Source organism: Blastococcus sp. CT_GayMR16 (assembly GCF_004570875.1).
In the GTDB taxonomy this organism is placed as follows: domain Bacteria; phylum Actinomycetota; class Actinomycetes; order Mycobacteriales; family Geodermatophilaceae; genus Blastococcus_B.
This window is the reverse complement of record NZ_SPQK01000004.1, coordinates 1-26,365: the sequence shown is the minus strand read 5'-3', so window position 1 is coordinate 26,365 and position 26,365 is coordinate 1. Positions and strand designations below refer to the sequence as shown.

General features: G+C 74.3%; 24 protein-coding genes, 2 pseudogenes and 1 riboswitch. Of the genes and pseudogenes, 14 read left to right on the top strand and 12 right to left on the bottom strand.

The window, feature by feature from the left end; all coding sequences use genetic code 11:
• The first annotated feature begins 69 nt into the window (after positions 1–69).
• A complete protein-coding gene (locus tag E4P38_RS06515; RefSeq protein ID WP_135130969.1) occupies positions 70–576 on the top strand; it encodes a DinB family protein in 507 nt (168 codons plus the stop codon).
• Here E4P38_RS06515 and E4P38_RS06510 read toward each other — a convergent pair.
• Positions 573–1,448 carry an SDR family oxidoreductase gene (locus E4P38_RS06510; protein WP_135130968.1) on the bottom strand — a complete coding sequence of 292 codons (876 nt, stop codon included), beginning with the start codon at positions 1,446–1,448 and terminating at the stop codon, positions 573–575. The genes E4P38_RS06515 and E4P38_RS06510 overlap by 4 nt on opposite strands.
• An 86-nt stretch (positions 1,449–1,534) precedes the next feature.
• On the opposite strand from E4P38_RS06510, the gene E4P38_RS06505 reads away from it, so the two are divergent.
• From E4P38_RS06505 to E4P38_RS06490, 4 genes are all read left to right on the top strand, one after another.
• Positions 1,535–2,560, top strand: coding sequence for a 6-phosphofructokinase (locus E4P38_RS06505; protein WP_135130967.1), 1,026 nt, complete (start codon positions 1,535–1,537; stop codon positions 2,558–2,560).
• 80 nt (positions 2,561–2,640) lie between these two features.
• A complete protein-coding gene (locus E4P38_RS06500; RefSeq protein WP_135130966.1) occupies positions 2,641–3,978 on the top strand; it encodes a 3-deoxy-7-phosphoheptulonate synthase class II in 1,338 nt (445 codons plus the stop codon).
• 69 nt (positions 3,979–4,047) lie between these two features.
• Entirely contained in the window at positions 4,048–5,079 is a 1,032-nt protein-coding gene (locus E4P38_RS06495; protein WP_135130965.1) for a GntG family PLP-dependent aldolase, read from the top strand.
• Positions 5,080–5,156: 77 nt separating this feature from the next.
• Positions 5,157–5,801 (top strand): dihydrofolate reductase family protein, encoded by a 645-nt coding sequence (locus E4P38_RS06490; protein ID WP_135130964.1) that lies wholly within the window; start codon positions 5,157–5,159, stop codon positions 5,799–5,801.
• Positions 5,802–5,838: 37 nt separating this feature from the next.
• Here E4P38_RS06490 and E4P38_RS06485 read toward each other — a convergent pair whose 3' ends face one another.
• The 4 genes from E4P38_RS06485 to E4P38_RS06470 form a co-directional block, all read right to left on the bottom strand.
• Complete coding sequence (locus tag E4P38_RS06485; protein ID WP_135130963.1) at positions 5,839–6,714, bottom strand: deoxyribonuclease IV; 876 nt, start codon at positions 6,712–6,714, stop codon at positions 5,839–5,841.
• A 2-nt stretch (positions 6,715–6,716) separates the two neighbouring features.
• Positions 6,717–8,696 carry a PASTA domain-containing protein gene (locus E4P38_RS06480; protein WP_135130962.1) on the bottom strand — a complete coding sequence of 660 codons (1,980 nt, stop codon included), beginning with the start codon at positions 8,694–8,696 and terminating at the stop codon, positions 6,717–6,719.
• Between the two features lie 145 nt (positions 8,697–8,841).
• Positions 8,842–10,305, bottom strand: coding sequence for a glycine hydroxymethyltransferase (locus E4P38_RS06475; protein WP_135130961.1), 1,464 nt, complete (start codon positions 10,303–10,305; stop codon positions 8,842–8,844).
• A gap of 26 nt (positions 10,306–10,331) precedes the next feature.
• Positions 10,332–10,416: riboswitch (ZMP/ZTP riboswitch) on the bottom strand.
• Positions 10,417–10,421: 5 nt separating this feature from the next.
• On the bottom strand, positions 10,422–11,555 hold the full coding sequence (locus tag E4P38_RS06470; protein ID WP_135130960.1) for an alpha-hydroxy acid oxidase: 1,134 nt from the start codon (positions 11,553–11,555) through the stop codon (positions 10,422–10,424).
• Positions 11,556–11,568: 13 nt separating this feature from the next.
• Here E4P38_RS06470 and E4P38_RS06465 point away from each other — a divergent pair, with 13 nt between their 5' ends.
• From E4P38_RS06465 to E4P38_RS23435, 3 genes and pseudogenes are all read left to right on the top strand, one after another.
• A complete protein-coding gene (locus tag E4P38_RS06465; protein ID WP_135130959.1) occupies positions 11,569–11,892 on the top strand; it encodes an Rv2175c family DNA-binding protein in 324 nt (107 codons plus the stop codon).
• Between the two features lie 10 nt (positions 11,893–11,902).
• Positions 11,903–12,247: a lycopene cyclase domain-containing protein gene (locus tag E4P38_RS06460; protein WP_135130958.1), complete on the top strand. Its 345-nt coding sequence runs from the start codon at positions 11,903–11,905 to the stop codon at positions 12,245–12,247.
• Positions 12,244–12,453 (top strand): annotated as a pseudogene (locus E4P38_RS23435) (lycopene cyclase domain-containing protein); the annotation flags it as partial. The gene E4P38_RS06460 and the pseudogene E4P38_RS23435, both read left to right, overlap by 4 nt.
• On the opposite strand, the gene E4P38_RS06450 reads toward E4P38_RS23435, so the two are convergent.
• Genes E4P38_RS06450 through E4P38_RS06440 form a run of 3 tightly spaced genes read right to left on the bottom strand, consistent with a single transcriptional unit; the run spans position 12,450 to position 16,086 of the window.
• Positions 12,450–13,385, bottom strand: a complete 936-nt coding sequence (locus E4P38_RS06450) for a phytoene/squalene synthase family protein (RefSeq protein ID WP_209308974.1) — start codon at positions 13,383–13,385, stop codon at positions 12,450–12,452. The pseudogene E4P38_RS23435 and the gene E4P38_RS06450 sit on opposite strands and share 4 nt — an antisense overlap.
• Positions 13,382–14,890 (bottom strand): phytoene desaturase family protein, encoded by a 1,509-nt coding sequence (gene crtI / locus E4P38_RS06445; RefSeq protein WP_135130956.1) that lies wholly within the window; start codon positions 14,888–14,890, stop codon positions 13,382–13,384. Before crtI ends, E4P38_RS06450 begins: the two co-directional genes overlap by 4 nt.
• 2 nt (positions 14,891–14,892) lie before the next feature.
• Positions 14,893–16,086: a polyprenyl synthetase family protein gene (locus E4P38_RS06440; RefSeq protein ID WP_245160839.1), complete on the bottom strand. Its 1,194-nt coding sequence runs from the start codon at positions 16,084–16,086 to the stop codon at positions 14,893–14,895.
• Positions 16,087–16,223: 137 nt separating this feature from the next.
• Here E4P38_RS06440 and metF point away from each other — a divergent pair, with 137 nt between their 5' ends.
• A complete protein-coding gene (metF, locus tag E4P38_RS06435) occupies positions 16,224–17,129 on the top strand; it encodes a methylenetetrahydrofolate reductase [NAD(P)H] (protein WP_135130955.1) in 906 nt (301 codons plus the stop codon).
• Here metF and E4P38_RS06430 read toward each other — a convergent pair.
• Positions 17,119–17,745, bottom strand: coding sequence for a hypothetical protein (locus E4P38_RS06430; RefSeq protein WP_135130954.1), 627 nt, complete (start codon positions 17,743–17,745; stop codon positions 17,119–17,121). The genes metF and E4P38_RS06430 overlap by 11 nt on opposite strands.
• Before the next feature lie 79 nt (positions 17,746–17,824).
• Here E4P38_RS06430 and E4P38_RS06425 point away from each other — a divergent pair, with 79 nt between their 5' ends.
• Positions 17,825–18,196, top strand: a complete 372-nt coding sequence (locus E4P38_RS06425) for a hypothetical protein (protein ID WP_135131172.1) — start codon at positions 17,825–17,827, stop codon at positions 18,194–18,196.
• A gap of 3 nt (positions 18,197–18,199) precedes the next feature.
• Here the strand turns inward: E4P38_RS06425 and E4P38_RS06420 are convergent, their stop codons facing one another.
• Both E4P38_RS06420 and E4P38_RS06415 read right to left on the bottom strand, forming a co-directional pair.
• Positions 18,200–19,321 (bottom strand): class I SAM-dependent methyltransferase, encoded by a 1,122-nt coding sequence (locus E4P38_RS06420; protein ID WP_135130953.1) that lies wholly within the window; start codon positions 19,319–19,321, stop codon positions 18,200–18,202.
• 57 nt (positions 19,322–19,378) lie between these two features.
• The gene (locus E4P38_RS06415) at positions 19,379–22,357 is read right to left on the bottom strand and encodes an AAA family ATPase (RefSeq protein ID WP_135130952.1); all 2,979 of its coding nucleotides are present in this window, start codon (positions 22,355–22,357) and stop codon (positions 19,379–19,381) included.
• A 98-nt stretch (positions 22,358–22,455) separates the two neighbouring features.
• On the opposite strand from E4P38_RS06415, the gene E4P38_RS06410 reads away from it, so the two are divergent.
• The 3 genes from E4P38_RS06410 to E4P38_RS06400 are packed head-to-tail and all read left to right on the top strand — an operon-like array spanning position 22,456 to position 25,288.
• A complete protein-coding gene (locus tag E4P38_RS06410; RefSeq protein ID WP_135130951.1) occupies positions 22,456–23,565 on the top strand; it encodes a transcriptional regulator in 1,110 nt (369 codons plus the stop codon).
• The gene (locus E4P38_RS06405) at positions 23,562–24,482 is read left to right on the top strand and encodes an ABC transporter ATP-binding protein (RefSeq protein WP_135130950.1); all 921 of its coding nucleotides are present in this window, start codon (positions 23,562–23,564) and stop codon (positions 24,480–24,482) included. Before E4P38_RS06410 ends, E4P38_RS06405 begins: the two co-directional genes overlap by 4 nt.
• The gene (locus E4P38_RS06400) at positions 24,479–25,288 is read left to right on the top strand and encodes an ABC transporter permease (RefSeq protein WP_135130949.1); all 810 of its coding nucleotides are present in this window, start codon (positions 24,479–24,481) and stop codon (positions 25,286–25,288) included. Before E4P38_RS06405 ends, E4P38_RS06400 begins: the two co-directional genes overlap by 4 nt.
• Before the next feature lie 2 nt (positions 25,289–25,290).
• On the opposite strand, the gene E4P38_RS06395 is transcribed toward E4P38_RS06400, so the two are convergent.
• A complete protein-coding gene (locus E4P38_RS06395; protein ID WP_135130948.1) occupies positions 25,291–26,094 on the bottom strand; it encodes an alpha/beta fold hydrolase in 804 nt (267 codons plus the stop codon).
• A 68-nt stretch (positions 26,095–26,162) separates the two neighbouring features.
• Here E4P38_RS06395 and E4P38_RS06390 point away from each other — a divergent pair.
• A pseudogene (locus E4P38_RS06390) lies at positions 26,163–26,365 on the top strand (CDP-alcohol phosphatidyltransferase); the annotation flags it as partial.

The following is a 26,365-nucleotide window of genomic DNA, read 5'->3' as shown; positions in this document are numbered from 1 at the left end:
ACCGCATGCCGGTACGTCCCGGCCCCGACCGTGACCGGACCGACATCACCCGCCCGGGAGGATGGCCCCATGACCACCAGGCGGATCGAGCCACCCCTCGTCGGCGGCGAGCGCGAGACGGTGCGCGCCTGCCTCGACTGGCACCGGGCGACGCTGGCGACCAAGTGCGACGGACTGGCCGACGAGGACCTCCGTCGTCGCTCCATGCCGCCGTCGACGCTCTCCCTCCTCGGCCTGGTGCGGCACCTGGCCGAGGTCGAGCGATCCTGGTTCCGCCGCGTGATCGACGGACAGGACATCCCGCTCGTCTGGTCACCGGACGGTGACTTCCAGGTGGCCTACGACGCGTCGGGCGCGAGTCGCGACGAGGCGTTCGCGGCCTGGGAGGCGGAGGTGGAGCACGCCCGCCGGATCGAGCGCGCGGCGCCGTCCCTCGACGTGACCGGCGTCGACCGGAGATCGGGTGACGTGTACTCGCTGCGCCTGGTGATGCTGCACGTGATCCAGGAGTACGCCCGGCACAACGGGCACGCCGACCTCCTGCGCGAGGGGATCGACGGAACCGTCGGGGTCTAGCGCAGGTTCGCCCAGTCCTCCGGATGGGCGTGCAGGTGCTCGGCCACCGTGCGGGCCGGGTGCCCCGTCACGCTAGGGACCACATCGGTGACGGCTGCCAGCTCGCCGGCGGCGATCGCCAGGTAGCTCGTCACCCAGCCCTCGATCTCCCAGTCCGGGTGCCCGGACGGACGACGGGTCGCCCACGCCTCCTCGACCGTCTGCGCGCGGTACTCGGTGGGGACCCCGGTGACCTCGGAGAGCACGCGAGCCGCGTCGGCCATCGACAGCGCCTCCGGCCCGGTGACCTCGAGGGCCTGGCCGTCGAATCGACCGGAGTCGTCGAGGAGGACGGCGGCGCCGACGTCGGCCAGGTCGTCGCGGGAGACGAAGCTGGTCCGGCCCTCGCCGGCCGGGGCGGCGATCACGGCACGGCCGTCCTCCCGCGTGGCGAAGAACGGCACGAAGTCGGCGTACAGGCTGTGCCGGAGGAAGGTGTGGCGGACGCCGCTCTCCCGGATGCGGTCCTCCGTCGCGGCGTGCTGGCGGACCAGCGTGAACACCGCATCGTGCGTCGCGCCGAGGAACGAGGTGTAGACGATCCGCCGCACGCCGGCCGCCACCGCCGCATCGACGGCGTCGACGTGCTGCTGGAGGCGGTCCTCTGCCTCCGCGGCGGAGACCAGGTAGAGGGTGTCGACGCCGTCCAGCACGGCCCGGAACCCCTCGGGGTCGGCGTAGCCGCCGGGATTCGCCACGACCTCGGCGCCCGGCACGTCGGGGGCGCGAGCGGCGTCGCGCACCACCAGCCGGAGGGGGACGACGTCCGCGGCGGCCAGTCGCGCCACGACCCGCCGGCCGAGTGCTCCGGTGGCTCCGGTGACGGCGATCATGACGAACCTGCATGTGTGGTCGTGACCTGCGGCATCATGACGCCGTCCAACCTCGTCCGGCCCCGACTCCTTCCCGGAGGAACTCCATGCGCATCGGCATCCTGACCGGCGGCGGCGACTGCCCAGGCCTCAACGCCGTCATCCGGGCGGTCGTCCGCAAGGGGATCGCCGAGCACGACGACGAGATCATCGGCTTCCGTGACGGCTGGCGGGGCGTGCTCGAGGGCGACACGGTGCCCATGGACCTGCACGCGGTCCGCGGGATCCTGCCGCGCGGGGGCACCGTCCTCGGCACCTCGCGCACCAACCCGTACGGCGTCGAGGGCGGGCCGGACCGGGTGATGGCCAGTCTCGAACGGCTCGGCATCGACGCGCTGATCCCGATCGGCGGGGAGGACACCCTGGGCGTCGCCACCAAGCTGGCCGAGGCGGGGGTGCGCGTCGTCGGCGTCCCGAAGACCATCGACAACGACCTGGACTCCACGGACTACACCTTCGGCTTCGACACGGCCGTGGGCGTCGCGATGGAGGCCATCGACCGGCTGCACACCACCGGCGACAGCCACCACCGCACCCTCGTCGTCGAGGTGATGGGGCGGCACGCGGGGTGGATCGCGCTGCACGCCGGCATGGCCGGGGGCGCCAACGTCATCCTGATCCCGGAGAACCCGTTCGACGTCGACGCCGTCGTCGCACACTGCCAGCACCGCTTCGACTCCGGCTACTCGCCGATCGTCGTCGTCTCCGAGGGCGCGAAGCCGAAGAACGGCGACCTGTCGCTCACGACGGGGGAGAAGGACGCCTTCGGCCACGTGCGTCTCGGCGGCATCGGCGCGGCACTGGCCTCGCTGATCGAGGAGCGGACCGGCCGGGAGGCGCGGGCCGTCGTCCTCGGGCACATCCAGCGTGGCGGCACGCCCTCGCCGTTCGACCGGGTGCTCGCCACCCGCTTCGGGCTGGCCGCGGTCGACGCCGTGCACGACGGGCAGTCGGGGGTCATGGTCGCGCTGCGCGGGACCGACATCGTGCGGGTGCCGCTGAGCGCGGCCACCGCGCAGCTGAAGCTGGTGCCGGCCGAGCGGTACGCGGAGGCCGAGGTCTTCTTCGGCTGAAGGAGGACCCCGTCCTCCTCACCCCTCGCAGGCTCGGGGCGAGCCTCGGGACGGGGCCTGAACGCCGTACTCTCGTGGGCGTGAGTCTCCCCGAATCTGCTGAGCTGGTCCCCGGTCTGGACCGGTGGCGGGATCTCCCCGCCGCCCAGCAGCCGCGCTGGCCGGACCGGCCCGCGCTCGACGCCGTCCTCGACACGCTCTCGACCGTGCCGCCCATCGTGGCGCCCGCCGAGATCGACACGCTGCGTGCCCAGCTCGCCGACGTCGCGCTGGGCAAGGCGTTCCTGCTCCAGGGCGGCGACTGCGCGGAGACCTTCGACCTCAACACCGACGCGCACCTGCAGAGCACCACGCGCACGCTGCTGCAGATGGCCGTCGTCCTCACCTACGGCGCGAGCGTGCCCGTGGTGAAGGTGGGCCGGGTGGCCGGGCAGTACGCCAAGCCGCGCTCGTCGGAGACCGACGCGCTGGGCCTGCCGTCCTACCGGGGCGACATGGTCAACGACCTGGCGCCGGTGCTCGAGAAGCGGATCCCCGACCCGTACCGGCTGGTCCGTGCCTACGCGAACTCGGCCGCGGCGATGAACATGATCCGGGCGTACGCCCGGGGCGGTCTGGCCGACCTGCACGCGGTGCACGACTGGAACAAGGACTTCGTCGCCAACTCCCCGGCCGGGGTGCGGTACGAGGTCATCGCCCGCGAGATCGACCGGGCGCTGGCCTTCATGAAGGCCTGCGGCATCGACTCCGAGGCCATGCGCGGGGTGGAGCTCTACAACAGCCACGAGGCCCTGATCCTCGACTACGAGCGGGCGCTGCTGCGGGTGCACGGCGGCCGGGCGTACGCCTCGTCGGCGCACTTCCTGTGGGTGGGGGAGCGCACCCGCCAGATGGACGGCGCCCACATCGAGTTCGTCTCGAAGCTGGCCAACCCGATCGGCGTCAAGATCGGCCCGACGACGACGCCCGAGCAGGCCACGGAGCTGGTCGAGCGCCTCGATCCGGAGGGCCTCCCCGGTCGGCTGACGTTGATCAGCCGGATGGGCAACGGCAAGATCCGCGACGTCCTGCCGGCGATCGTCGAGAAGGTCACCGCCAGCGGCCACCAGGTCGTGTGGCAGTGCGACCCGATGCACGGCAACACGCACGAGTCGCCGTCGGGCTACAAGACCCGCCACTTCGACCGCGTGGTCGACGAGGTGCTGGGCTTCTTCGACGTCCACCGGGCGCTGGGCACCTGGCCGGGCGGCATCCACGTGGAGCTGACCGGCGAGGACGTCACCGAGTGCCTCGGCGGGGCCATGGAGATCAGCGACGACGACCTGAACAGCCGCTACGAGACCGCGTGCGACCCGCGACTGAACACCGGGCAGTCGCTGGAGCTGGCGTTCCTCGTGGCGGAGATGCTGCGTGGATGAGGTCCCCGTCCTCGTCCTCCCTCGCAGGATCGGGACGAGCCTCTGGACGCGGCCGAAAGGCGTAGCGGAATGACCCCCTCTTCCCTGGTCGACCTGCGCTCCGACACGGTCACGAAGCCGACCGCCGGGATGCGCCGGGCGATGGCCGAGGCCGAGGTCGGGGACGACGTCTACGGCGAGGACCCGACGATCACCGCGCTCGAGGAGCGGGTGGCCGGGATGTTCGGCCACGAGGCGGCGCTGTTCGTCCCCTCCGGGACGATGGGCAACCAGATCGGCATGCGGCTGGTCTGCGAGCCCGGCCAGGAGGTGCTCTGCGACGCCGACGCGCACGTCGTCACCTACGAGATGGGCGCCGCGGCCGCGATCTTCGGCATCTCGACCCGCACGGTCGTCTCCGGCGCGCCGGGGCGAGGACAGGGCCGGCTCGACGCCGCCCAGCTGATCGCGCAGGTGCGGCCGAAGACCGACTGGCACCTGACCGCGACGGCCGCGATCGCCGTGGAGAACTCGCACAACCGCGGCGGCGGGCTGGTGCAGCCGCTCGGTGAGCTGCGCACGCTCTGGGACTGGTCCCGCGGCGCCGGTGTCGCCGTTCACCTGGACGGCGCCCGCATCTGGAACGCCGCCGTCGCCTCGGGCACCGAGCTGTCGACCTACGGCCGGCTCGCCGACACGGCGTCCGTCTGCCTGTCGAAGGGCCTGGGCGCGCCGGTCGGTTCGGTGCTCGTCGCGTCGGCGGAGCGGATCGCGACCGCGCGGCTGTGGCGCAAGCGGCTCGGCGGCGGGATGCGCCAGGCCGGCGTGCTGGCCGCGGCGGGACTGTACGCGCTCGACCACCACCTGCCCCGGCTGGGCGAGGACCACGAGCACGCGCAGCTGCTGGCGAAGCGGCTCGGCGTCGACCCGTCGTCCGTCGAGACGAACATGGTCGTGCTGGACGACGTCGCCGCGCCGGTGATCGCCGAGGCCGCGAAGGCGCAGGGCGTGCTGGTCAGCCAGGTGAGCGCCCGCCGGATCCGGCTCGTCCTGCACCTGGACGTCGACCGCACCGCCGTCGACCGGGCCGCGGACGTCCTGAGCGTGCTCCTCGACCGCTGAGAACAGGCACGCCGTGCGGGCGATGAGTCTGCCGGATCTCGGCAGTCGAACTGTCGACCACCACCGAGGAGAGCCACGTGAACCAGCTGCTGAGAGTCCAGAACTTCACCGTCTCGAGCGACGGGTTCGGTGCGGGCGAGAACCAGACTCTCGAGAGACCCTTCGGCCACGCCGACCCCGGCGAGATGTTCACGTGGGCCGGTGCCACGGCCAGCTGGTCCATGCGCACCGAGCCCGGGGGAAGCCGCGGTCTCGACGACTACTTCACGCGTGACTACGACCGGAACATCGGCGCCGAGATCATGGGGCGCAACAAATTCGGTCCCCAGCGGGGCCCGTGGCAGGACTACGAGTGGCAGGGCTGGTGGGGTGCCGAGCCTCCGTTCCGCACCCCGGTGTTCGTCCTGACCCACCACACGCGTCCGTCGTTCACGCTCTCCGACACCACGTTCCACTTCGTCGACGGCGACCCTGCCGCGGTCCTCGGACAGGCGCGGGAGGCGGCCCAGGGCAAGGACGTCCGACTCGGTGGCGGCGCCACCACCATCCGGCAGTTCCTCGACGCCGACCTCGTCGACACCATGCACGTGGTGGTCACCCGGGTGGAGCTCGGATCCGGGGCACGGCTCTGGACGTCACCCGAGGAGCTGCTCGACCGCTTCCACCTCGATGTCGTGCCCAGCTCGAGCGGCGTGACGCACCACCTGTTCTGGCGCAAGTGACCCACGACCGGTGATGAGTGCGGGTTGATCCCCGTCCTCAGGCGGCGACGGACGCGCGGGCGGGCAGCAGGGAGCACAGCAGGGCGATGTCGCGGGCGTGGCCCGCCGAGGGTGAGCCGTCGAGCTCGCTGGGCGTCTCGACCACCAGCGGGACGCCGTCCATGGAGGGGTGGGCCAGCAGCTCGGCGAACGGAGCCACCCCGATCGAGCCCTCGCCGATCGTCGTGTGCCGGTCGCGCTTGGAGCCGCACTCGTCGAGGGAGTCGTTGGCGTGCACCAGCCCGAGCCGGCCCGGGCCGACGGCGGCCTCGAGGGCGTCGAGCGTCGCGGTCATCCCGCCGGGGACGGCGAGGTCGTGCCCCGCCGCCCACGCGTGGCAGGTGTCGAAGCAGACGCCGACCAGCGGGTGGTTCTCCAGCGCCGCGAGGTAGGGGCCGAGGTCCTTGACGGTCGCGGCCAGGGACTTGCCGCCGCCGGCGGTCGGCTCGATCAGCAGCCGGGGCGCGGAGTCGCCGACGGCGTCGAGCACCGGCAGCAGCCGCTCGTGCAGCTGGGCCAGCGCGGCGTCGTAGCGGTCCTCCCCGACGGCCGACCCGGCGTGCACGACCACGCCCCGGCAGCCCAGCTGCGTGCCGCGCGCCAGGCTGTGGGTGATGGAGGCGATCGACTGCTCGACGGTGGCCTCGGTCGGGGAGCCGACGTTGACCAGGAACGGCGTGTGGATGAAGGAGGGCACACCCCGTTCGGCGCACCCCTCGACGAACAGCGCGTCCTGCTCCGGGTCCCCGGCGGTGAGCTTCCAGCCACGGGGGTTGCCGACGAAGACCTGCACGGCGCCGGCAGCGACGGCGTCGGTGTAGGCCAGGCCGCCCCGGGCGAGACCGCCCTTGACCTGGATGTGCGCGCCGATCACCGCTAGAAGGCCACCAGGATCTTGACGACGGTGCCCTGCTCGACGGTCTCGCCGGCCGCGGGGACCTGCTGGCGGACCTTGTTGCCGAAGAACGACGTGGCGTCGACCTTCAGGCCGGCGGCTTCGAGGATCGAGCGCGCCTCGTCGGCCTTCTTGCCGGTCACGTCGGGCACGGTCACCAGGGGCACGCCGACCGACACGGTGATCGTCACGACGCTGCCGAACTCGACGGGCCCGTCCGCCGGGCCCGGTGAGACCGCCATGACCTCGCCCACGTCGACGGCCGCGCTGCGCCCGTCCTCGCCCTTCTGCACCTCGAAGCCGAGCGCCTCCAGGTTGGCCACGGCCTGCTCCGGGCTCTGCCCGGTGACATCCGGGACGGCGACCGGCTCGTGTCCCTGGCTCACCAGGACCGTCACGACCGAGTCGCGCGGGAGGTCGGTGCCGGCGGGCGGGTCGAAACCGATCACCGCGCCGGCCGGGACGCCGTCGTCGTACTGCTCGGCGGTCGTGAACTGGATCTCGGGCAGGCTCTCCTGCAGCAGCGGCTCGACCTCGGCCCACGGCTTGCTCACCAGTGCGGTGTCGACCCGGAAGCGCTCCGGGCCCTTGGACACCACGAGCCGCACGTCGGTGCCGCGGATCGCCTCGCCGGCCTTGGGCTCGGTGGACATGACCGCGCCCGCGGGGAACTCCTCGCTCCACTGCTCGTCGCAGCAGTCGGGGTCCAGGCCCGCGCCCTGCAGCAGGTCGATGGCCGCGCTCTGCTCCTGGCCGATCAGCTCGGGGATCTGCGTCCACCGGCCCGATCCGAGCCACCAGCCGATGGCCCCGATGGTGATCGCCAGCAGCAGGATCAGCGCGACGGCGAACCGGGCCCGGCGCCGACGGATGTGCTGCGGCACACCGGGGCGGGCACGCTCGACCGCCGGACGGCGGCCGTTCACGTTCATCGTCGGGCCGGCGCCCATGCCCGGGAGGACGCCGGTGCGCCCGTTCCGCTCGATCTGGCGGCCCAGGACCTCGGTCATCGGGTCGCTCGGGTGGCGCGGGCGGGTCGGGCGGTTGGTGGGGCGCAGCGTGTCCGGGCCGGCGGTGCTGCGGCCGGTGGGCACCGGGACCGGCTCGAGGCCGAGGTCCTTGCGCACGTGGTTCATCTCGGCGAGGAAGGCGCCGGCGTCCAGCGGCCGGCCGGCCGGGTCGCGGCGCGTCGTCCGCGCGACCAGCTCGTCGACGGGCCAGGGCAGGCCCGGCACCTCCGCCGACGGGGCGGGGACGTCGTGGTGGACGTGCTGGTAGGCGACGGCCAGCGGGGTGTCGCCGCCGAAGGGCGGGTGGCCGGTGAGCATCTCGTACAGCACGATGCCGGCGGCATAGATGTCGCTGCGCGCGTCCGCGCGGCCGCGCTCGAGCTGCTCGGGCGAGAGATAGGCGACCGTGCCGATGAGCACGCCGCCGGTCTGGCTGGTCTGGCCGGTGCCGACGACGGCCCGGGCCAGCCCGAAGTCGGCCACCTTGACGATGCCGTCGAGGCCGATCAGGACGTTCTCGGGCTTGATGTCGCGGTGCACGATGCCGGCCCGGTGGGCGGCGGTGAGCCCGGCCAGCACCGGCTCCAGGACCGCGAACGCCTCGGCGACGGTGAGCCGGCCGCGCGCGGTGAGCAGATCGCGCAGCGTGCGCCCGCGGACGAGCTCCATGACCAGGAAGACCAGGCCCTGGTCGCTGCCCTGGTCGCTCACGCCGACGACGTTGGGGTGGCTGAGCATCGCCGCCGCGCGGGCCTCGCGGGTGAACCGGTCGACGAAGGTCGGGTCGTGGGCGAGGTGCTCGGCCATGACCTTGACCGCGACGGTCTTGTGCAGCCGCAGATCGGTGGCGGCGTAGACGGTCGACATGCCGCCGCGCGCGAGCCGCTCCTCGAGGCGGTAGCGCCCCTCGAGGACCAGTCCCATCACGGGGTCGGTCACGGCTGTGTCCACTCGAACGAGTGTAGGTAGGAGTTCGGCCGGGATCGTCGAACCACGCGGTACGGGTGGCCGCCGTTGCACATGGGACGAAATGAGCAAGGACCCCCCTGCCCCCCACCACTCGCACGCTCGCGGCGGGCCCCTGCAGGGCGGCCGTTCAGCCGAGGTCCAGTCCCGGGTACAGCGGGTGACCGGCGAGCAGCTCCGCAGCCGCGTCCTGGGTGCGGTCGGCCAGCCCGTCGGCGGTCGTGTACTTCGCCCGGGACGGCTCGCCGGAGGCGGTCGTGGCCGGGCTGGTGGCCGCGAGCACGTCGGCGATGAGCTCCGCCACCCGGTCGAACTCGGCGGCGCCGAAGCCACGGGTGGTCAGCGCCGGCGTGCCGATCCGGACGCCGGAGGTGTACCAGGCACCCTGCGGATCGGCCGGGACGGCGTTGCGGTTGGTCACGATGCCGGCGTCGAGCAGCGCGGACTCCGCCTGCCGGCCGGTCAGCCCGAAGCCGCTGACGTCGAGCAGCACCAGGTGGTTGTCGGTGCCGCCGGTGACGAGCCGGACGCCGCGGCGGGTCAGCCCCTCGGCGAGCGTGACGGCGTTGTCCACCACCGCCTGGGCGTACCCGGCGAAGGAGGGCTGCCGGGCCTCGGCGAAGGCGACGGCCTTGGCCGCCATCACCTGGGGCAGCGGACCGCCCAGGACCATCGGGCAGCCGCGGTCGACGGCGTCGGCGAACTCCGGCTGGGCCAGCACGAACCCGCCGCGCGGTCCGCGCAGCGACTTGTGGCTGGTGCTGGTGACGACGTGGGCGTGCGGCACCGGGTCGAAGTCGCCGGTGAGCACCTTGCCGGCGACCAGGCCGGCGAAATGGGCCATGTCGACGACGAGCGTGGCGCCCACCTCGTCGGCGATCTCGCGCATCGCGGCGAAGTCCACCCGGCGCGGGTAGGCGGAGTAGCCGGCCATCAGGATCAGCGGACGGAACTCCTTGGCCCGGGCACGGACGGCGGCGTAGTCGAGGAGCCCCGTCGTCGGGTCGGTGCCGTAGGAGGACTGCTCGAACATCTTGCCGCTGATGTTCGGGCGGAAGCCGTGGGTCAGGTGGCCGCCGGCGTCGAGGGACATGCCGAGCATCCGCTGGTCGCCGAGTGCGCGGCGCAGCGTCATCCAGTCGGCGTCGGTGAGGTCGTTGACGTGCTTGGCCCCGGCCTTCTGCAGCGCCGGCAGTTCCACGCGCTGGGCCAGCACCGCCCAGAAGGCGACCAGGTTGGCGTCGATCCCGGAGTGCGGCTGGACGTAGGCGTACGGCGCACCGAACAGGGCCCGCGCGTGCTCGGCGGCGAGCGCCTCGACGGTGTCGACGTTCTGGCAGCCCGCGTAGAAGCGGTGGCCGACGGTGCCCTCGGCGTACTTGTCGCTGAGCCAGTTCCCCATGGTCAGCAGGACGGCGGGGCTCGCGTAGTTCTCGCTGGCGATGAGCTTGAGCGAGGCCCGCTGGTCGGCCAGCTCGGCGCCGATCGCGTCGGCGATCCGGGGCTCGACGGCGCCGATGACCTGCAGGGCGTTGCGGTAGGCCGCCGATGCGGTGGCGGCGTCGAAGCTGTGGGTCGGCACTGATCCGGTCATGTCTGGGCTCCTGCGCGAGATGGTCGGAGAGGTGCCCAGGCGCACGGCGGGAGTCCGGCAGGCCGCTCCCCGGTGGTGGTCCACCTCGATGCGCCAGTCACGGCCCCGCGGACAGGTTAGCGGGCGGAGGCGACGGTGTCCCGTGGCACGGAGCGGACGTCGGACAGGCCGCACAGCGCCATGGTGTGCGCGAGCTGGGCGGACAGTCCGCCGAGGACGTCGGCCACGCCCTCGGCCCCGCCGGTCGCCAGGCCCCAGATGACCGGGCGGGCCACGAAGACCGCCGTGGCGCCGAGCGCGAGGGCGGTGAGCGCATCGGAGCCGGAGCGGATGCCGCCGTCGGCGTAGACCTCCACCTCGTCCCCGACGGCGTCGGCGATCTCGGGGAGGGCGGCGGCGCTGGAGACGACCGGGTCGGCCTGCCGGCCGCCGTGGGTGGAGACCCATACCGCCGCCGCCCCCGCCTGCACGCAGCGCGCGGCGTCGTCCCCACGCAGGACGCCCTTCACGACCACCGGGAGCCCGGACAGCCCGGCGAACCGGCTGATGTCGTCGAAGGTCCATTCCGGCGTGGGGGCGGCCGGGGTGCCGGGCGGCGGCGCATTGCCCAGCGGAAAGCCGGTGGGCAGCGCCATCCGGTTCGCCACATCGCGCAGTCGGAGTCCGAGGACCGGGAGGTCGACGGTGAGCACGAGCGCCCGGTAGCCGGCCTGCCCGGCCCGGCGGGCGAGGTCGTCGGTATAGGCGGGGGAGTGCCTCCGGTAGAGCTGGAACCACTTCGGGGCGTGCGGTTCGGCCGCCGCGACCTCCGCCAGGGCCGCGCTGGCCGAGGTCGACACCGTCATCAGCGCCCCGACGGCGGCCGCGCCCCGAGCGGAGCCACGCTCGCCGTCGGGGTGTGCCAAGGACTGGTAGGCCCAGGGGGCGATGCCGATCGGGGTGCGCACGTCGCTGCCGAGCAGGCGTGTGGACAGCTGGACCGGCGGGCCGCCGCGGAGCACCCGTGGCCGTAGCCGCCATGCCCGCCACGCCCCGGTGGCCTCCGCGAGCGTGATCTCGCCCTCGGCACCTCCGGCGTAGTAGTCGACGACGGCGGGCGGAAGGAGCCCCCGTGCCCGCTCCTCCAACGCGGCCAGGTCGAGCAGGGCGGGGTCGTCGGGCGCCGCCGCGGAGCGCGCGTGCAGCCCCGGCGCACCGGTGCCGCCCGGCCGCTGGCCGGGCACCCTGGGTGGAGGATCGGCGGGCGCCATAGGCTCGCACCCTATGGACACGCTCACTCCCACGGAGGTCGCCCAGCTCCTGGGCACCTCGCCGAACCGGGTTCGGCAGCTGCTGCGCGACCGCAAGCTCATGGCGGTACCCGGCAGCGGTAACGGCAAGATCCCGGCCGACTTCGTGCAGGACGGCGTCATCCTGAAGCACCTGCCCGGGCTGCTGACCGTCCTGGCCGACGGCGGCTTCAGCGAGCAGGAGGCCTTCGACTGGCTGTTCCGGGACGACGAGTCGCTGCCCGGCACGCCGGTGCAGGCGCTGCGCGACGACCGGCACACCGAGGTCACCCGCCGGGCCCAGGCCGCGGCGTTCTAGCCGGCCGGCGATGGGGCACCTGACCTATCTCGGTCTGCTGGCCGGGTGCCTGGTCGTGACCGCGCCGCTGGAGCTGGTGCTGCGGGTGCGCGTCTACGCCCGCTGGCGGCGGTTCCTGCTCGCGGTGCTGCCCGAGTTCGTCGTCTTCGTGGTGTGGGTGCTCTACGCCATCGCGCAGGGGCACTGGGACTACGACGGCGACCGCATCCTCGGCGTTCGTCTCCCCGGGGGGATCCCGCTCGAGGAGGTGCTGTTCTTCCTCGTCGTCCCGCTGTGCGCGGTGCTGGCGTTCGAGGCGGTGCGCCGGGTGACCGGCTGGGACCCCGGCTATCCCGCCGAGGAGGCCGAGACATGAGCTACTCGGCCCTGGCGGTGACCGCCGTCGTCGCCGTCCTCGTCGTCGACCTGGTCGTCTACCGCACCCGGCTGGTCACCCGGCCGATCTTCTGGGCGACGTACGCGATCGTGGTGGTCTTCCAGCTGCTGATGAACGGCGTCCTCACCGGGCTGGACGTCGTCACGTACGACCCGGCGACGATCTGGGGCCCGCGCATCGCCTACGCGCCGGTCGAGGACCTGCTGTTCGGCTTCGCGATGGTCACCCTGACCCTGGCCAGCTGGGCTGCGGTCAACCGGCGGGCGAACACCGCGAGACGGCGTGGCTTCGACACCGACACCCGCCGCTCGAGCACCCGGTAGTCGGCCCGCTCGATCTCCGTGAGGATGCCGCCGTACAGCGCGGTGGCCGCCCGCACGCAGTCCCGGGACTCCGGCGCGAGCAGGGCGGTGCCGGGGACCGCGTCGTCGTACCGGCGGCGGACGACGGCGACCATCTCGCGCATCAGCGCGGCGAAGCGGTCGTCGTGGCGCTTCTCCGCCACCTGCTCGCGGGTCACCCCGTGGGCGGCCATGAGGTCGGCGGGCAGGTAGACCCGGCCGCGGTCGATGTCCTCCGCGACGTCCCGGAGGAAGTTGGTCAGCTGGAACGCCTCGCCCAGCGCGATCGCGTACGGCTCGGCGTCCGTGCGGGCAACACCGGGAGCGGTGCCGAGAACCGGCAGCACCTGCAGTCCGATCACCGCCGCCGAGCCCCACATGTAGCGGTCCAGGGCGTCCATCGTCGCGTACCCGGTGACCTCGAGGTCGCTGGTCATGGCGGCGAGGAAGTCCACCAGGTGCTCGACCGGGATATCGTGGCGGCGGTAGGTGTCGACCAGCGCCAGCCGGACGGGATCGTCGGACCACCCGGCCGCCAGCTCGGTCAACGCGGCGGCCGACCATGCGGCGAGGTCGCCGGCGGGGTCCGCGCCGGGCAGGTCGACCAGGTCGTCGGCGGTGCGCGCGGCGGCGTACAGGGCGTGCACGGCCGGACGGCGGTCGGCGGTCAGCAGCCGCGTGGCCAGGTGGTAGCTCTTGCCGTACCTCGCGGCGATGGCGGCGCAGTGCCGGTACGCGGCATCGAGTTGCTGCTGACGGCCGGCCACGGCGGTCATGAGGCTCCCGGCCCGGTGATCCGTTCGGCGGCCAGGCGCCCGCTGATCAGCACCATCGGCACGCCGACCCCGGGCTGGACGGAGGAACCGGCGAGGACGACGTTCTCCGGTCCGGAGCGGGGAAGGGTCGAGGGCCGGAACGGCCCGGTCTGGCCGAAGGTGTGGGCGAGCGCGAACGGCGTGCCCGCGGCCATCCCCTGGGCGGCCCAGTCGCGCGGCGTCGCCATCTCCTCGACCTCGACGGCGCCGGTGAGCCCGGTCCAGCCGCGGGCCTCCAGGGTGGCGAGCACCTCGTCGCGGTAGCGCGGGCCGAGCCTCGCCCAGTCGATGTCGGGGTTGCCGCCGCTGCGCCGGTCGAGGTTCGGGGTGGGGGCCACGATGCTCAGCACCTGGCAGTGTCGCCCGTCCGCGGAGTCCGGCGCGAGGCTGCGGTCGGTGCGCGACGGCATGCTGACGAGCAGGCTCGGGTCGGTCATCGGGCGTCCCTCGCGGGTGAGCTCGTCGAAGACCCCGCGCCAGGAGTCGCCGAAGCTGATCGTGTGGTGCGCCTGCCCGGGCAACTCGTGCCGGACGCCGAGGTGCAGCGCCACGCACGACGGTGAGTAGACCGGCCGGCGGGGACCGCGCAGGCCCGGCACCAGCGTGTGCGGCTGATCGGTGGTGACGACGACGACGTCCGCGGGCAGGCGCTCGCCGTCGGCCAGCCGGACGCCGTCGACCCGGCGTCCAGACGTCGCCAGCTCCGCGACGGTCGCGTCGTAGCGGAAGGTGACCCCCGCGTCGGCCGCGGCGGCGGCCAGCGCGTCCGGGACCGCGCCGATGCCGCCCACCGGGTGCCAGACGCCGGCCCCGATGTCGAGCTGGGCGATGACGGCGTAGGCCGCGATCGCACGGAACGGCGAGACGCCTGCGTAGAGCGCCTGGAAGCTGAACAGCCGGCGCAGCCGGTCGTCGGCGAAGAACTTCCCCACGTGGCGGGAGAGCGTGCCGAACCCACCGCGCCGGGCCAGGGAGACCAGCTCGGGGCCGAGCAGGTCCAGGGGCGAGTCGAGGTTGCGGTCGATGAAGGTCGTGAGCTGGAGCCGGTACAGCTCGGCGAGGTCGGCGAGGTACCGATGCAGCGCGTCGGCCTCGGCCGGACCGCAGAGGGCGGCGACCTCGGCGGCGAAGGCATCGGGGTCGGCGTGCACGTCCAGGTGCGAGCCGTCGCCGAACTGCGCCCGGTAGGTCGTCTCCAGCGGGAGCAGGGTGAGCCGCTCCTCGAGCTTCTCGCCGACCGCGGCCAGGGTGTCGGCGACGATCTCGGGGGCGGTGAACACCGAGGGGCCGGTGTCGAGGGTGTAGCCGCCGCGCTGCACTCGTCCGGCGCGACCGCCCGGGCCGGAGCCGCGCTCGACCACGGTCACCTCGCGGCCTGCGCCGCGGAGCCGCAGCGCCGCCGCCAGGCCGGCCAGACCGGCGCCGACGACGACGACGCGGTCGGTGCGACCGGGGACCGTGCGCACGGTCAGGCCGTGCGCGAGGTGGCCGCGACGGCGAGCGCGTCGAGGGCGGCGCGCGCATCCGCGGCGAGCGGAGCCGACGCGATGGCCGCGCGGGCCAGCGCCGTCCGCTCGGTGATCCGCTCCTCGACGCGGGCGCGGGCGCCGGTGGTCTCCAGGAGCCGGCGCAGGGCGTCGAAGTCCTCCGGCCCGGCGTCGGCGTTGCCGAGCAGGTCGCCCAGCAGCCTGCGGCCGGCGTCGTCGGTGCGCTCCTCGGCCAGGGCGATGAGCAGGGTCTGCTTGCCCTCGCGCAGGTCGTCGTCGGCGGATTTCCCCGTGACAGCCGGGTCCCCGAACACCCCGAGGACGTCGTCGCGCAGCTGGAACGCCTCTCCCAGGGGGAGCCCGATGGCGGTGCATGCCTCGAGCACCTCGGCGCCCGCGCCGGCGATCGCCGCGCCCAGCTGCAACGGGCGCTGCACGGTGTAGCCGGCGCTCTTGTAGCGGGCGACGGTCAGCGCGCCCTGCGGTCCGGGCAGCCCGCCCGCGGCGCGCAGCAGGTCGAGGTACTGGCCGGCGGTGACCTCGGTGCGCATCGTGTTCCAGACCGCGCGGGCCCGTGCGAGCGCGGCCGGGGAGAGCCCGGAGCCGCCGAGCAGCTCGTCGGACCAGACCAGCGCGAGGTCGCCGACGAGGATGGCGGCGCCGGTGCCGAACAGCTCGCCGTCCCCATTGAGGTCCTGGCCGCCGTGGCGGTCGGCGAACCCGATGTGGGTGGCCGGGCGTCCGCGGCGGGTCTGGGCGCCGTCCATGACGTCGTCGTGGACCAGGGCACTGGCGTGCACGAACTCCAGCGCGGCCACGGCGCGCAGGACGGCGGCCTCGTCCTCGCCGCTCCCGCCGGAGGCGCCGCGCCACCCCCAGTAGGCGAAGGCCGGGCGCAGCCGCTTGCCACCCTCGGCGACGGCGGACACCTCGTCGACGACCGCGACGAGGCTGGTGTCCATCGCGGCGAGGGTCTCCCGCTGGCCGGCGAGGAACTCCGCCAGCGCCGCGGACACGGCGGCGCGGAGCCGATCGAGCTCGGCCGAGGCCAGCGGCGGGACCGGCTGACCGGGGGCTGGCTCTCGCTCCTGGGTCCCGGCGGTCACGGCGTCAGTATTGCCCAGCCCCGCGGAGGTCGAACGCTCGAGCAGGGCCTGCATGGGGGTTCCGTTCATCGTTCTGCATCTCCAGCGTCGGCGTGCCGTCGTGCTGGGACTTCCGCTGCCGTGCCGTTGTCGGATGCACCACCCGCGGGGGATCTCCGGGCCCGTCGGCGTGGCCGGCGCCGGCGACGCCCGTACCCTCGGTACCCGTGAACGGGACCGTGCGTGAGCTTCTGGCCTCCGACCGTCCGACGTGGTCGTTCGAGTTCTTCCCGCCGAAGACACCGGACGGCGCGGCGCAGCTGTGGACGGCGCTGCGGGAGCTCGAGCGGCTGCAGCCGTCGTTCGTGTCGGTGACCTACGGCGCCGGCGGCTCCACCCGTGAGGGCACCGTCTCGGTCACCGAGCGGATCGCGACCGAGACCACGATGACGCCGCTGGCCCACCTGACCGCGGTGGACCACAGCGTGACCGAGCTGCGGCACGTCGTCAGCCGGCTGGCCGCGGCGGGTGTGCGCAACCTGCTGGCGCTGCGCGGGGACCCGCCGGGCGCCGACCCCCAGGCGGAGTGGCTCGCGCATCCCCAAGGGCTCAACTACGCCGCCGAGCTGGTCGAGCTCATCAAGTCGATGGGCGATTTCTGCGTCGGCGTCGCCGCCTTCCCCGAGCGGCACCCGCGTTCTCCCGACTTCGACAGCGACGTCGAGATGTTCGTGCGGAAGTGCCGGGCCGGCGCGGACTTCGCGATCACCCAGATGTTCTTCCGGGCCGAGGACTACCTGCGGATGCGCGACCGGGTCGCGGCCCAGGCGTGCGACGTGCCGATCATCGCCGGGGTCATGCCGGTGACCAACGCCAAGCAGATCACCCGGATCGTGCAGCTGTCGGGTCAGGCATTCCCGGCCGACCTCGCCGAGCGCTTCGTCGAGCTCGACGGCGAATCCGCCGAGGAGAAGGCCGCCGTCCGCGCGTTCGGGGTCGAGGTCGCCACCGAGCTGTGCCGGACCCTGCTGGCCGAGGGCGTGCCCGGCATCCACTTCATCACGATGAACCGCTCGACGGCCACGCGTGAGGTGTACGCGAACCTCGCCCCCGAGGCCGCCCCTACCCGCTGACGGGGCCGGCGAGGACGGCGGTGGTGCGGGCCGCAGCGCGGCGGAGCCCCTCCCGCTCGGCGGCGTAGCCACCCAGGACGCCGACCACGGGGAGATTCGACAGCGCCCGGTGCCGCAGCTTGCCCTTGGGGCGGGCGTCGAGGGCGTCATCGATGCGGGCGAGCAGCCGGGACGTGCGCCACAGGGTGCGCACGACGCCGGCACGGTTCCCGCCGATGCCGAACGCGTCCTCCCGGTACGTGCCCTTCGCCCGCACGAGCAGGGGCTCGACGCGGTCGACGGGCAGGTCGCGGTCGAGCAGGACCCGGGCCAGCAGCGACACCCGTTCGGCGGGGTCCTTGACGCCGTGCTCCCCGGCCACGCCCAGGACGACGACCGACTGCACCGCCGTCCCGACGGTGTTCTGCAGCGGGAGCAGGTCGGCCAGCTTGCCGAGGAATCGCGGTGCGGCAGCGAGCCCGGCCGCCATCCGGGAGACCTGGTCGGCCCACCACCGGTCCCGCTCGGCCTGTGGGACCGCCGGCGGACGGCCCAGCCGGCCGGCGAGGGGGGTGAGCATCCGGTCGACGCGGCGGAGGACGTCGACCACGACGGCATCGCTGAGAGGAGCAGCCATGGGGGAGTCATGCCCAGCTTCTCGCGAAGATCAACGCAACGGTGCCGGGAGCCGTCCGGCTACCGTGCCCGTCGTGATCATGACCGCGGCCGTCGTCGCGCTCGCCCTGCTGGCCGCCCTCGCCGTGTTCCAGGGGTTGCTCGTCGCCGGGCGCCCGCTGGGCCGGTTCGCGTGGGGCGGCCAGCAGGACGTGCTCCCGGTCGGCCTCCGCGTCGGCAGCGCCCTGTCGATCGCGCTCTACGCGGCCTTCGCCGTCCTGATCCTGCAGGCGGCCGGCCTGATCTCGCCGCTGCCGGCCGGGTTCGCCGACGTGGCGATCTGGGTGCTCGCCGGCTACTTCGTGCTCGGGATCGGGATGAACGCGATCTCCCGGAGCCGGGCAGAACGGCTGACCATGACCCCGGTCGTCGTGCTCCTGGCCGGCGCCTGTCTCCTCCTGGCCCTCGGCTAGCCCTCAGGCCGGCGCCCGCAGGAGGTAGAAGCGGAACATCGGGGAGTCGATCGGGGCGACCTCGCAGGAGGCGAACCCGGCCTGCTCCGCATACGACCGCACGGTCGACGGGCGGATCGCCGCGCCGGTCCCGACCCCGCCGTCGGCGAGTGAACCGGGCAGGCACACCAGCACCGAGGAGGCGTAGAACAGCCGCTCGAAGGGATCCCCCGGCGCGGTGAACGTGTCGGCGGCCCGCTCGTCCGCCACCAGGAGGATCCCACCAGGCACCAGGGACCTGCGGATCGAGGTGAGGACCTGGACGGGGTGGCTGAGGTCGTGCAGTGCCTCGAACATCGTCGCGGCGTCGTAGGCGATGTCCGCCGGTCCCGCGAGGTCGCACACCTCGAACGCGACGCGTTCCTCGACCTCGGAACCGGCGACGCTCCGTCGCGCCATGGCGATCGAGGCGTCGTCGATGTCGAAGCCGTGCACGACGGCCTCGGGGTAGCGGCGGGCAAGCGCCTGCGTGGACCAGCCGCCACCGCAGCCCAGGTCGGCGATCCGTGAGGGCCCGGCGCTCAACCGCTCGTCGATCTCCGGGACCGCGGCCAGCCAGCCGCCGAGCTCGTGGGTGAAGGCCGGCCGGTTGAGGGCCGCCTGCGCCTCGACGGCCTCGGCCGGGAACTCCGACCAGCTCACGCCCTCCCCGGTCCGGTAGACCTCGACCAGCCGCTCGAACAGGGTTCCCAGGGGCGGCACGAGGGCCGCGAGAGGGGCCAGGTACGCGGGATGCGTGGGCTCCAGCAGCACCGGGACGACGGCCTCCGGCAGCGTGTAGCGGCGCTCGGCCGCCGACCCCGGGCCGACCTCGAGGATGCCTGTCACCGCTTGCTGCTCCAGCCACTCACGGGCGTAGCGCTCCGCCACCCCGGCGTGTGCGGCCAGTTCGGTGCTCGTCTGCGGGCCGTGCTCCTGCAGCGCGGCGTACAGGCCGAGCCGCGAACCCAGGCCGATGGTGAACAGGTCCATCGCCCCGAGCGCGGACTCGAACAGCCGGCCGACGAAGGCGTCGGTGGCGGCTCCGTCGTCGATGGTGGGGGCGTCGATGGTGGGCGCGTCGATGGTGGGGGTGTCGGTGCTCATGGCTTCCTCCTCAGTGGGGTCGGTCACCCCTGAGGCGTCAGGTCGCGGCTGACGGTGTCAGGAGGTCGGCGGCCGGCTCCTGACGCGCCAGCTGACCGGTTCCTCCGGCTCGTAGGAGCACGCCCGGCCGGTCCGCACCGCGGCGCGCAGGTGGCGCGCGAGAGCGGGAAGCGGCTGTTCGAGGCGGGCGATGACGTCCCGGAGCCGCATCGTGACCGCCTTGCGCGCCCGGTCGGCGTCGTCGCCCAGCCGACGCGGCCGGCCGCCCAGCCCGAGCGCGGCGGACAGCTCGCGGAGCAGGAACTCCCGCTCGTCCTCCAGGCGCCCGGCGCGCTCCTCGTCGGTGTCGCCCCTCGCCTCGGCGATGTAGTCCTCGAGCTCCCGGAGCCGGGTCCGGTAGGCCGACCGCGCCCGCTCGTCCAGGACCTCGTCGGCACCCGTCGAGGGCCCGAGCTCGACCCCCGCACCCGCGGCCAGCAGGCGGACGGCGGGCACCGGGATTCCCGGCCGGGGGAGCAGCTCCGCCAGGTCGTGCAGCCCCTTGAGGTCGGGGAGGACGGCCTGCTCGTCTCCCCAGCCGACGACCCACCCGCCGGCCTCGCGCCGCAGCTGCCCGTGCCTGCCCGTGGGCCGGTCGGCGTCGCCGTCCAGGCGGCGCAACGGTCCCGCGGCACCCGCTGCCCGGTAGGCCGCCGACGCCTGCCTCCGGAACCGCTCCGCGTCATGGCTGCGGCCGAGCAGCTCCGCCAGCCGGGCCAGCCACTCCGCGGCCAGCCCCCAGCAGGCCGCCCCGATGCCGTCGACGATCCACAGGGCGGCGTAGGGCTCCAGCAGGTCGAACAGCACCGCCGCGCCGGTCCGGTCGCCCAGCAGCGTCGCCGCCTCCACCGCGCCGAGCAGTCCGCTGAGGAATTCGGCGTCCTCCGGGAGCGTGCGGAAGCCGACGTCGGCGAGCGGGCGGTAGTAGCGGGCCGTCTTCTCCGCATCCCGGAGCCCGGCGTACATCGACGCCATCGCGACCAGGAGCTGGGGGATGTCGGGCGGGACGTCCGCCGCGTACTCCTCGACGCCGGCCACGAGGTCGAGGAGCTCGTCGGCGCGGCCCCAGCGGACGGCGCAGCGCAGTGTCGTGGCCAGCATGCGGGCGTTCATGCTCTGGGCGCGGTCGCCGACGGCGTCGACCTGGTCGGCGTAGCCCTCGGCCTCGGCCTCCCGCCCGGCCAGCAGCGCCCGCATCCCGCGCCACAGCGGCGGGTACCAGAGGTGGCCCGGTTCCTGCGTCCGGTGTGCCAGGGCGTCGAAGGCCGCGATCTCGGCGTCCGCGGCCGGGAAGTCGCCGACCTCGAGGACGGCGACCAGCCGGAACCGCCGCGCGAGCAGCTCGCCGTTGGCGTCCCCGAGCCGGCGGGCCAGCGCCAGCATCCGGTCGGCGACCGCGCGACGCTCCGCGACGTGCCTCGGTCCACCGATCGTGTCGGCATAGGCCGCCAGCGCGTGCAGGAGCGCCCCGTCGTCCGTGGTTCCCTCGGCCTCCCGGACCGCCGCCCGGGCCATCGCGACCCGCTCGGGCAGCGACGTGGTCACCGACGTGGCCACTGCCTGACGCGCCCGGACGCGGGCCCGCAGCCCGCCCGGCGGGAGGGTGCGCACCGCCTCGTCGAGCAACCGGATCTGGGCGTCGTCGTTGAGGGCGACCTCGAACCCGCCCTCGCCACCGGACAGGGCGAGGGCCGCCCGGGCCAGCACGTCGTCCCGGCCGGCCTCCCGCGCCCGGGACGCGGCCCGCAGGAGGTCCTCCCGGGCACCGGTGACGTTCCCGGACCTGGCCCGCAGGTCGCCCAGCGCCAGCAGGTCCGCCGGGTCGTCGACCCGGTCGCTGACCAGCTCGGCGAAGACGACCGCCTGCTCCAGGGCGGACGCCGCGCGCGCGGCGTCCCGAGCGGCCCGCGCATGCGCGACGGTCCGTTCGTCGGCGTGGGGCCCGGGCACGTGCGCCCAGTGCAGGGCCAGTGCCTCGTCGGCGTCTGGCCGGCACCGCTCCAGAGCGCGCGCCGCCCGGTCGTGGAGGGTGGCCCGACGTCCGGGCCCGGCCTCGTCGAGCAGCACCTCCCGCACGACGGCATGGACGAACCGGACCGGTCCCCGGTCATCGGGCGGCCCCAGCAGACCGGCCCGGACGGCGTCCTCGAGGACCCCGCGGACGGCGGTCGGCGGCTGCCCGACGGTCATCGCGAGGACGGCGAGATCGGCGTCGGTGCCGAGCACGGCGGCCGCGGTGATCACCTCGACCGTGGCCGAGGGCAGCCGGGCGAGCCTGCGAGCGAGCACGTCGCGCACCCCGCGCGGCACCCGCTCGCCGCCGGTCGCGCCGAGTCGGTGCATGCGGACCAGCTCCCCGACGAAGAACGGGTTGCCGCCGGACTGCCGGGCCGCGAGCTGCACGGCCTCGTCCGCCATGTCCCCCTCGGCGAGGGCCCGCGCCAGCTCGACGGTCTGCGCGGGCACCAGCGGTGCGAGGGGGACCCGGCGGATCCGCGGCGGCAGGCCGGCGAACCCGTCGTCGGACTCGGCGGTGCGCCACGTGGCCAGGACGCCGGCCGCGCGGCCCGCCGTGGCCTCCATGACGCCGCGCAGCAGCCACCGCGTGTCGGCGTCGGCCCAGTGCAGATCCTCCATGCAGAGCAGGACCGGCCGGTCGCGCGCGACCTCGTCGAGGCGGGTCACCAGGCTGTCGAGGACGGTGGCGCGGCCGTCCGGCTCCGCGGGCGGGGTGACGTCCAGCGCCCGGAAGACCTCCCGCCACGGCCAGTAGGGCGGAACCCCGTCGAGTTCGGTGCAGTGGCCCCAGGCGACGAGGACACCCCGGTCACGGGCGAGGCGGGCGACCTCCTCCAGCGTGCGGGTCTTGCCGATCCCGGCCTCGCCGTAGACCACGGCGGCCCAGCCGGCACCCGTCGCGAGGTCCGCCAGCGGCCCGGCGAGGGTGTCCAGGATGCCCGTCCGCCCGACGAAGGAGGTCCCGTCGGCCCGAGCCATGCCGGGAGTGTGCCCGGGCGGTACGGACCGCGGAAGCCCTGCTCTGACCAGCGCTCGCGCGCCGGGACCCACAGGAAGGCGTCGTACCGTGGGCCGGCATGCGGGCACGAGGGCACGGCGCGGCCCGTCGATGGGCGGCCGTCGGTGTCCTGATCGCCGCCCTGCTGGCGCTGCCCGCCGTCATCCGCACGTTGCCCGCGTCCGACGCCGACGTGCCCGCGGCCGAGCTGCGGGCCCGGGCGCTGGCGAGCGAGTCCCTCGGCTTCTCCGGCTACGCGGTCTCCGCCGGCTCGCTGGCGCTGCCGATCACCGACCAGCTCAGCTCGGTCGCCGACCTGTTCAGCGACCGCACGACGATGCGGGTGTGGTGGCGCGGGGCGACCGACAACCGGGTGGACGTCGTCACGCCTGCCGGAGAGACCGGCACGCACACCGGTTCGGGGGCGACCTGGACCTGGGAGTACGAGTCGGCGACGGCCACCCGCGCCGCGGCCAACCCGCTGGAACTGCCCGCGCCGCCGGACCTGCTGCCCAGCTCCCTCGGCCGCCGGCTCCTCTCGGAGGCCAGTGCGGACGAGCTGTCCCGGCTCGGCGCCCGGCGCGTGGCGGGGCGGGACGCGCTCGGCCTGCGCCTGTCTCCGGCCGCCGAGGCCGCGTCGGTGAGCCGGGTCGACGTCTGGGTCGACGCGGAGACGGGGCTGCCGCTGCAGGTCGAGGTGGTCGAGAAGGGCGCCGCACGCGCGGCGATGGACACCCGGTTCCTCGACCTCGACCTCGCCGTCCCGGCGCCGGAGGTCACCGCGTTCACCCCGCCGCCCAGTGCGCGCATCCGCGAGGGACGCGAGGCCGAGGTCGTGCTGGAGGCCGGCCGGCGCATCCGGCCGGTCGAGCTCCCGGCCGAGCTCGCCGGGCTGCCGCGCCGCCGGCTGGACGGGGTGCCGAGCGGGATCGGGCTCTACGGCAGCGGGGTGACCCTGCTGGCCGTCGCGCCGGTGCCGCACGGCCTGGCGAACGGGCTGCGCAGCGCCCTGTCCCAGAGCCCGGACGCCGTCGTCGACGAGCTGGGCACGCGGGTGGCTGCGGGCCCCGTGGCGCTGATGGTCGTGGAGCCGCCGAACCGCGGGCCCTACGTGCTGACCGGCACCGTGACCCTCGATGCGCTCGCCGCGGCCGCCACCCAGCTCCCCGACCTGGTGGGTGGCCCGTGAGCGCCGTCATCAGCACCCGGGGGCTGGTCAAGCAGTACGGCCGGGTGCGGGCCGTCGACGGCATCGACCTCGAGGTGCAAGTCGGCGACGTCTACGGCTTCCTGGGCGCCAACGGCTCGGGCAAGACCACGACCGTCCGCATGCTGCTCGGTCTGGTGCTGCCCACCGCGGGCGACATCGACCTGCTCGGTGAGCGGATGCCCCGCGCCGGACGACGGGTGCTGCCCCGCGTGGGCGCCCTGATCGAGGGACCCGCCCACTACGGGCATTTGTCCGGCCGCGAGAACCTCTCCCTCCTCGACGCCTCCGGCCGCGGTGGTTCGTGGCGCACGCGGGGACGCCGGGTGGACGAGGCGCTCGACCAGGTCGGGCTGGGCGGCGTCGGCCGCAGGCCGGTCAAGGCCTACTCCCTGGGCATGCGGCAGCGGCTCGGGCTGGCCGGCGCACTGCTCCGCCGTCCCGAGTTGCTCGTGCTCGACGAGCCGACCAACGGGCTGGACCCCCAGGGCATCTCGGAGGTCCGGGACCTGCTGCTGGACCTACACCGCACCGGGACGACGGTCTTCCTGTCCAGCCATCTGCTGGCCGAGGTCGAGCAGCTGTGCTCCCGGGTCGGGGTGCTCGACCGGGGCCGGCTGGTGCTGCAGGACGAGCTGGCCACCCTGACCGCGCCCACGGGGTCGACGGTGGTGCACACCCCGACTCCGGACCGGGTCCGCGCCACGCTCGACGGCCGGGTCACCTCGATCGAGGGCGAGCGCGTGATCGTCCGCGGCAGCGACCCCGCCGAGGTCAACGCCCTGCTCGTCGGTGCCGGGATCCCGGTGACCGGGCTGGCGCTGGAACGGCCGACGCTCGAGGAGGTGGTGCTGGCGGCTGCGGGCACCAGCCCCGACCGGATCGAGGTCCGCCGGTGATCGTCGTCGAGCTCCGGAAGATGTTCCGGCGGCCGCGCACGTGGGCGACGATCGGCGTCCTCAACGCACTGCCGGTCCTGGTGGCGCTGCTCCTGGTGCTCACCGACCTGGCGCCGCGGGCGGGGGAGGGCCCGCCGTTCCTCTCCGCCGTCCTCCGCAACGGGGCGCTGTACCCCCTGGCGGCGCTGGCCATCGTGCTGCCGCTGTTCCTGCCGATCGCCGTCGCCGTGGTCGCGGGCGACTCGATCGCGGGGGAGGCGCAGGCGGGGACGCTGCGCTACCTGCTCGCCCGCCCGGCGGGGCGCACCCGGCTGCTGGTCGCGAAGCTGGTCGCCGTCCTCGCGTTCGTGGTGGTGACCGTCGTCGTCGTGGCCGGGGTCGGGTACGTCCTCGGGTCGACGCTGTTCGACGCCCAGCCGGTCGGCGGCACGTCGGTGTCGGGGACGTCGCTCACCTCAGCCGAGCTCACCGGGCGGACGGTGCTGGCCATCGGTTACGTGGCGGTCTCGATGCTCGGGGTGGCCGCGTTCGCGCTGTTCTTCTCCACCCTGACCGACTCCCCGCTCGGGGCGACGATGGGGGCGCTGGCGGTGCTGGTCGCCTCGTCGCTGCTGTTCACCCTCGACGCCGCCTCGCCGATCGCGCCCTACCTGCCGACGCGCTACTGGCTGGCCTTCGTCGACCTGTTCCGCGACCCGATCCAGTGGCGCGACATCACCCGTGGCCTGGCGCTGCAGGGCGTCTACGTCGGTGTGCTGCTCGCGGCGGCCTGGGCCAACTTCACGACCAAGGACGTCACCAGCTGAGCTCAGCCGCCCAGGCGAGCGCAGTCGACCGGGCCGAGTTCCACCGGCCCTCCCGCCGCGAGCTCGGCGAGCACGATCTGCTGGACGAGCGGGTTGCGCGGCAGGTCACCGTGCCCCACCCGCGCGTCGGCGCACACCGACTGCACGGTCAGGTTCAGCGCGCCGTCGAGGCGGGCGGAGTCCGGTGGCGTGACGGTCTCGTCCTGCGTCGTCCACAGGGAGACCCAGGTGGGGCCCTCGGGGGTCTCGTCCCCGTCGTTGAGCCCGGCGAGCAGATCGCTGTCGCTCGCGAGCTGCTGGCAGCCGAGCGGGCACTGTCCGGGTGCGAGCTCACCGGCCAGGTCGGCGAGGGACGTGCCGTGGTGCGGCGACCCCAGGGTGAGGACCCGGCGGACGACGTCGGCGTTCCCGTCCGCCACCCACAGCCGCGCCACCACACCGCCCGCGGAGTAGCCGACGACGTCGACGCTGTCGGCACCGGTCCGGGCCAGCGCCGCGTCCACCGCCTCGCCGAGCGACGCCGCGGAGGCGCTCAGGTCGCCGGTTCCGTCGCCGGGCAGGTCGACGACCGTGACGTCGCGCCCGGCCGCGGTCAGCACGCCGGCCAGCGCCTGGACCGGCCCAGTTCCCCCGCCGTAGCCGGGCACCAGCAGCACCGGTCCGGGCCGTTCCTGGGCGACCGGTCCGGCCGCCGGTGCCGAGGTGCGCGACATCAGCGCCACGACGAGGACGCCGGCGGCCAGGACGACCAGCGCCAGGAACGCCAGGACGACGCGTCGGCGGGCGGGGGAGAGCGCGGCGAACACTCCCTTACTGTCCCTGCTGTCGTCCCGTGCGCCACTGCCGGCGTGGAGTCGGGGGATCGGAGGGCGTCGTGCTGAGCCGGGAGGAGTACCTCGCCGCCTGGTCCCGGTGGCACGGTGGGACCGGTACCGAGAGCCCGCTGGTGCGCGGCTGGCTCTCCGTGGCGTACACGCTGGCCCGGCCGCTGGCCGGCCTGCCGCCCGTCGTGGCGACGGCGCTCGGCCTCGTGGTGGCGGTCGCCGCGGTCGGGCCGGCCGCCGCGGGCGGGCTGTG

Coding starts and splice junctions, on each gene's coding strand:
- E4P38_RS06410 (WP_135130951.1), top strand. CDS start 22,456: ATGCGGGCACGAGGGCACGGCGCGGCCCGTCGATGGGCGGCCGTCGGT.
- E4P38_RS06450 (WP_209308974.1), bottom strand. CDS start 13,385: ATGACCGCCGTGGCCGGCCGTCAGCAGCAACTCGATGCCGCGTACCGG.
- E4P38_RS06515 (WP_135130969.1), top strand. CDS start 70: ATGACCACCAGGCGGATCGAGCCACCCCTCGTCGGCGGCGAGCGCGAG.
- E4P38_RS06440 (WP_245160839.1), bottom strand. CDS start 16,086: ATGAACGGAACCCCCATGCAGGCCCTGCTCGAGCGTTCGACCTCCGCG.
- E4P38_RS06420 (WP_135130953.1), bottom strand. CDS start 19,321: ATGAGCACCGACACCCCCACCATCGACGCGCCCACCATCGACGCCCCC.
- E4P38_RS06430 (WP_135130954.1), bottom strand. CDS start 17,745: ATGGCTGCTCCTCTCAGCGATGCCGTCGTGGTCGACGTCCTCCGCCGC.
- E4P38_RS06415 (WP_135130952.1), bottom strand. CDS start 22,357: ATGGCTCGGGCCGACGGGACCTCCTTCGTCGGGCGGACGGGCATCCTG.
- E4P38_RS06510 (WP_135130968.1), bottom strand. CDS start 1,448: ATGATCGCCGTCACCGGAGCCACCGGAGCACTCGGCCGGCGGGTCGTG.
- E4P38_RS06470 (WP_135130960.1), bottom strand. CDS start 11,555: ATGGCGCCCGCCGATCCTCCACCCAGGGTGCCCGGCCAGCGGCCGGGC.
- E4P38_RS06460 (WP_135130958.1), top strand. CDS start 11,903: ATGGGGCACCTGACCTATCTCGGTCTGCTGGCCGGGTGCCTGGTCGTG.
- E4P38_RS06495 (WP_135130965.1), top strand. CDS start 4,048: ATGACCCCCTCTTCCCTGGTCGACCTGCGCTCCGACACGGTCACGAAG.
- E4P38_RS06505 (WP_135130967.1), top strand. CDS start 1,535: ATGCGCATCGGCATCCTGACCGGCGGCGGCGACTGCCCAGGCCTCAAC.
- E4P38_RS06475 (WP_135130961.1), bottom strand. CDS start 10,305: ATGACCGGATCAGTGCCGACCCACAGCTTCGACGCCGCCACCGCATCG.
- E4P38_RS06465 (WP_135130959.1), top strand. CDS start 11,569: ATGGACACGCTCACTCCCACGGAGGTCGCCCAGCTCCTGGGCACCTCG.
- E4P38_RS06425 (WP_135131172.1), top strand. CDS start 17,825: ATGACCGCGGCCGTCGTCGCGCTCGCCCTGCTGGCCGCCCTCGCCGTG.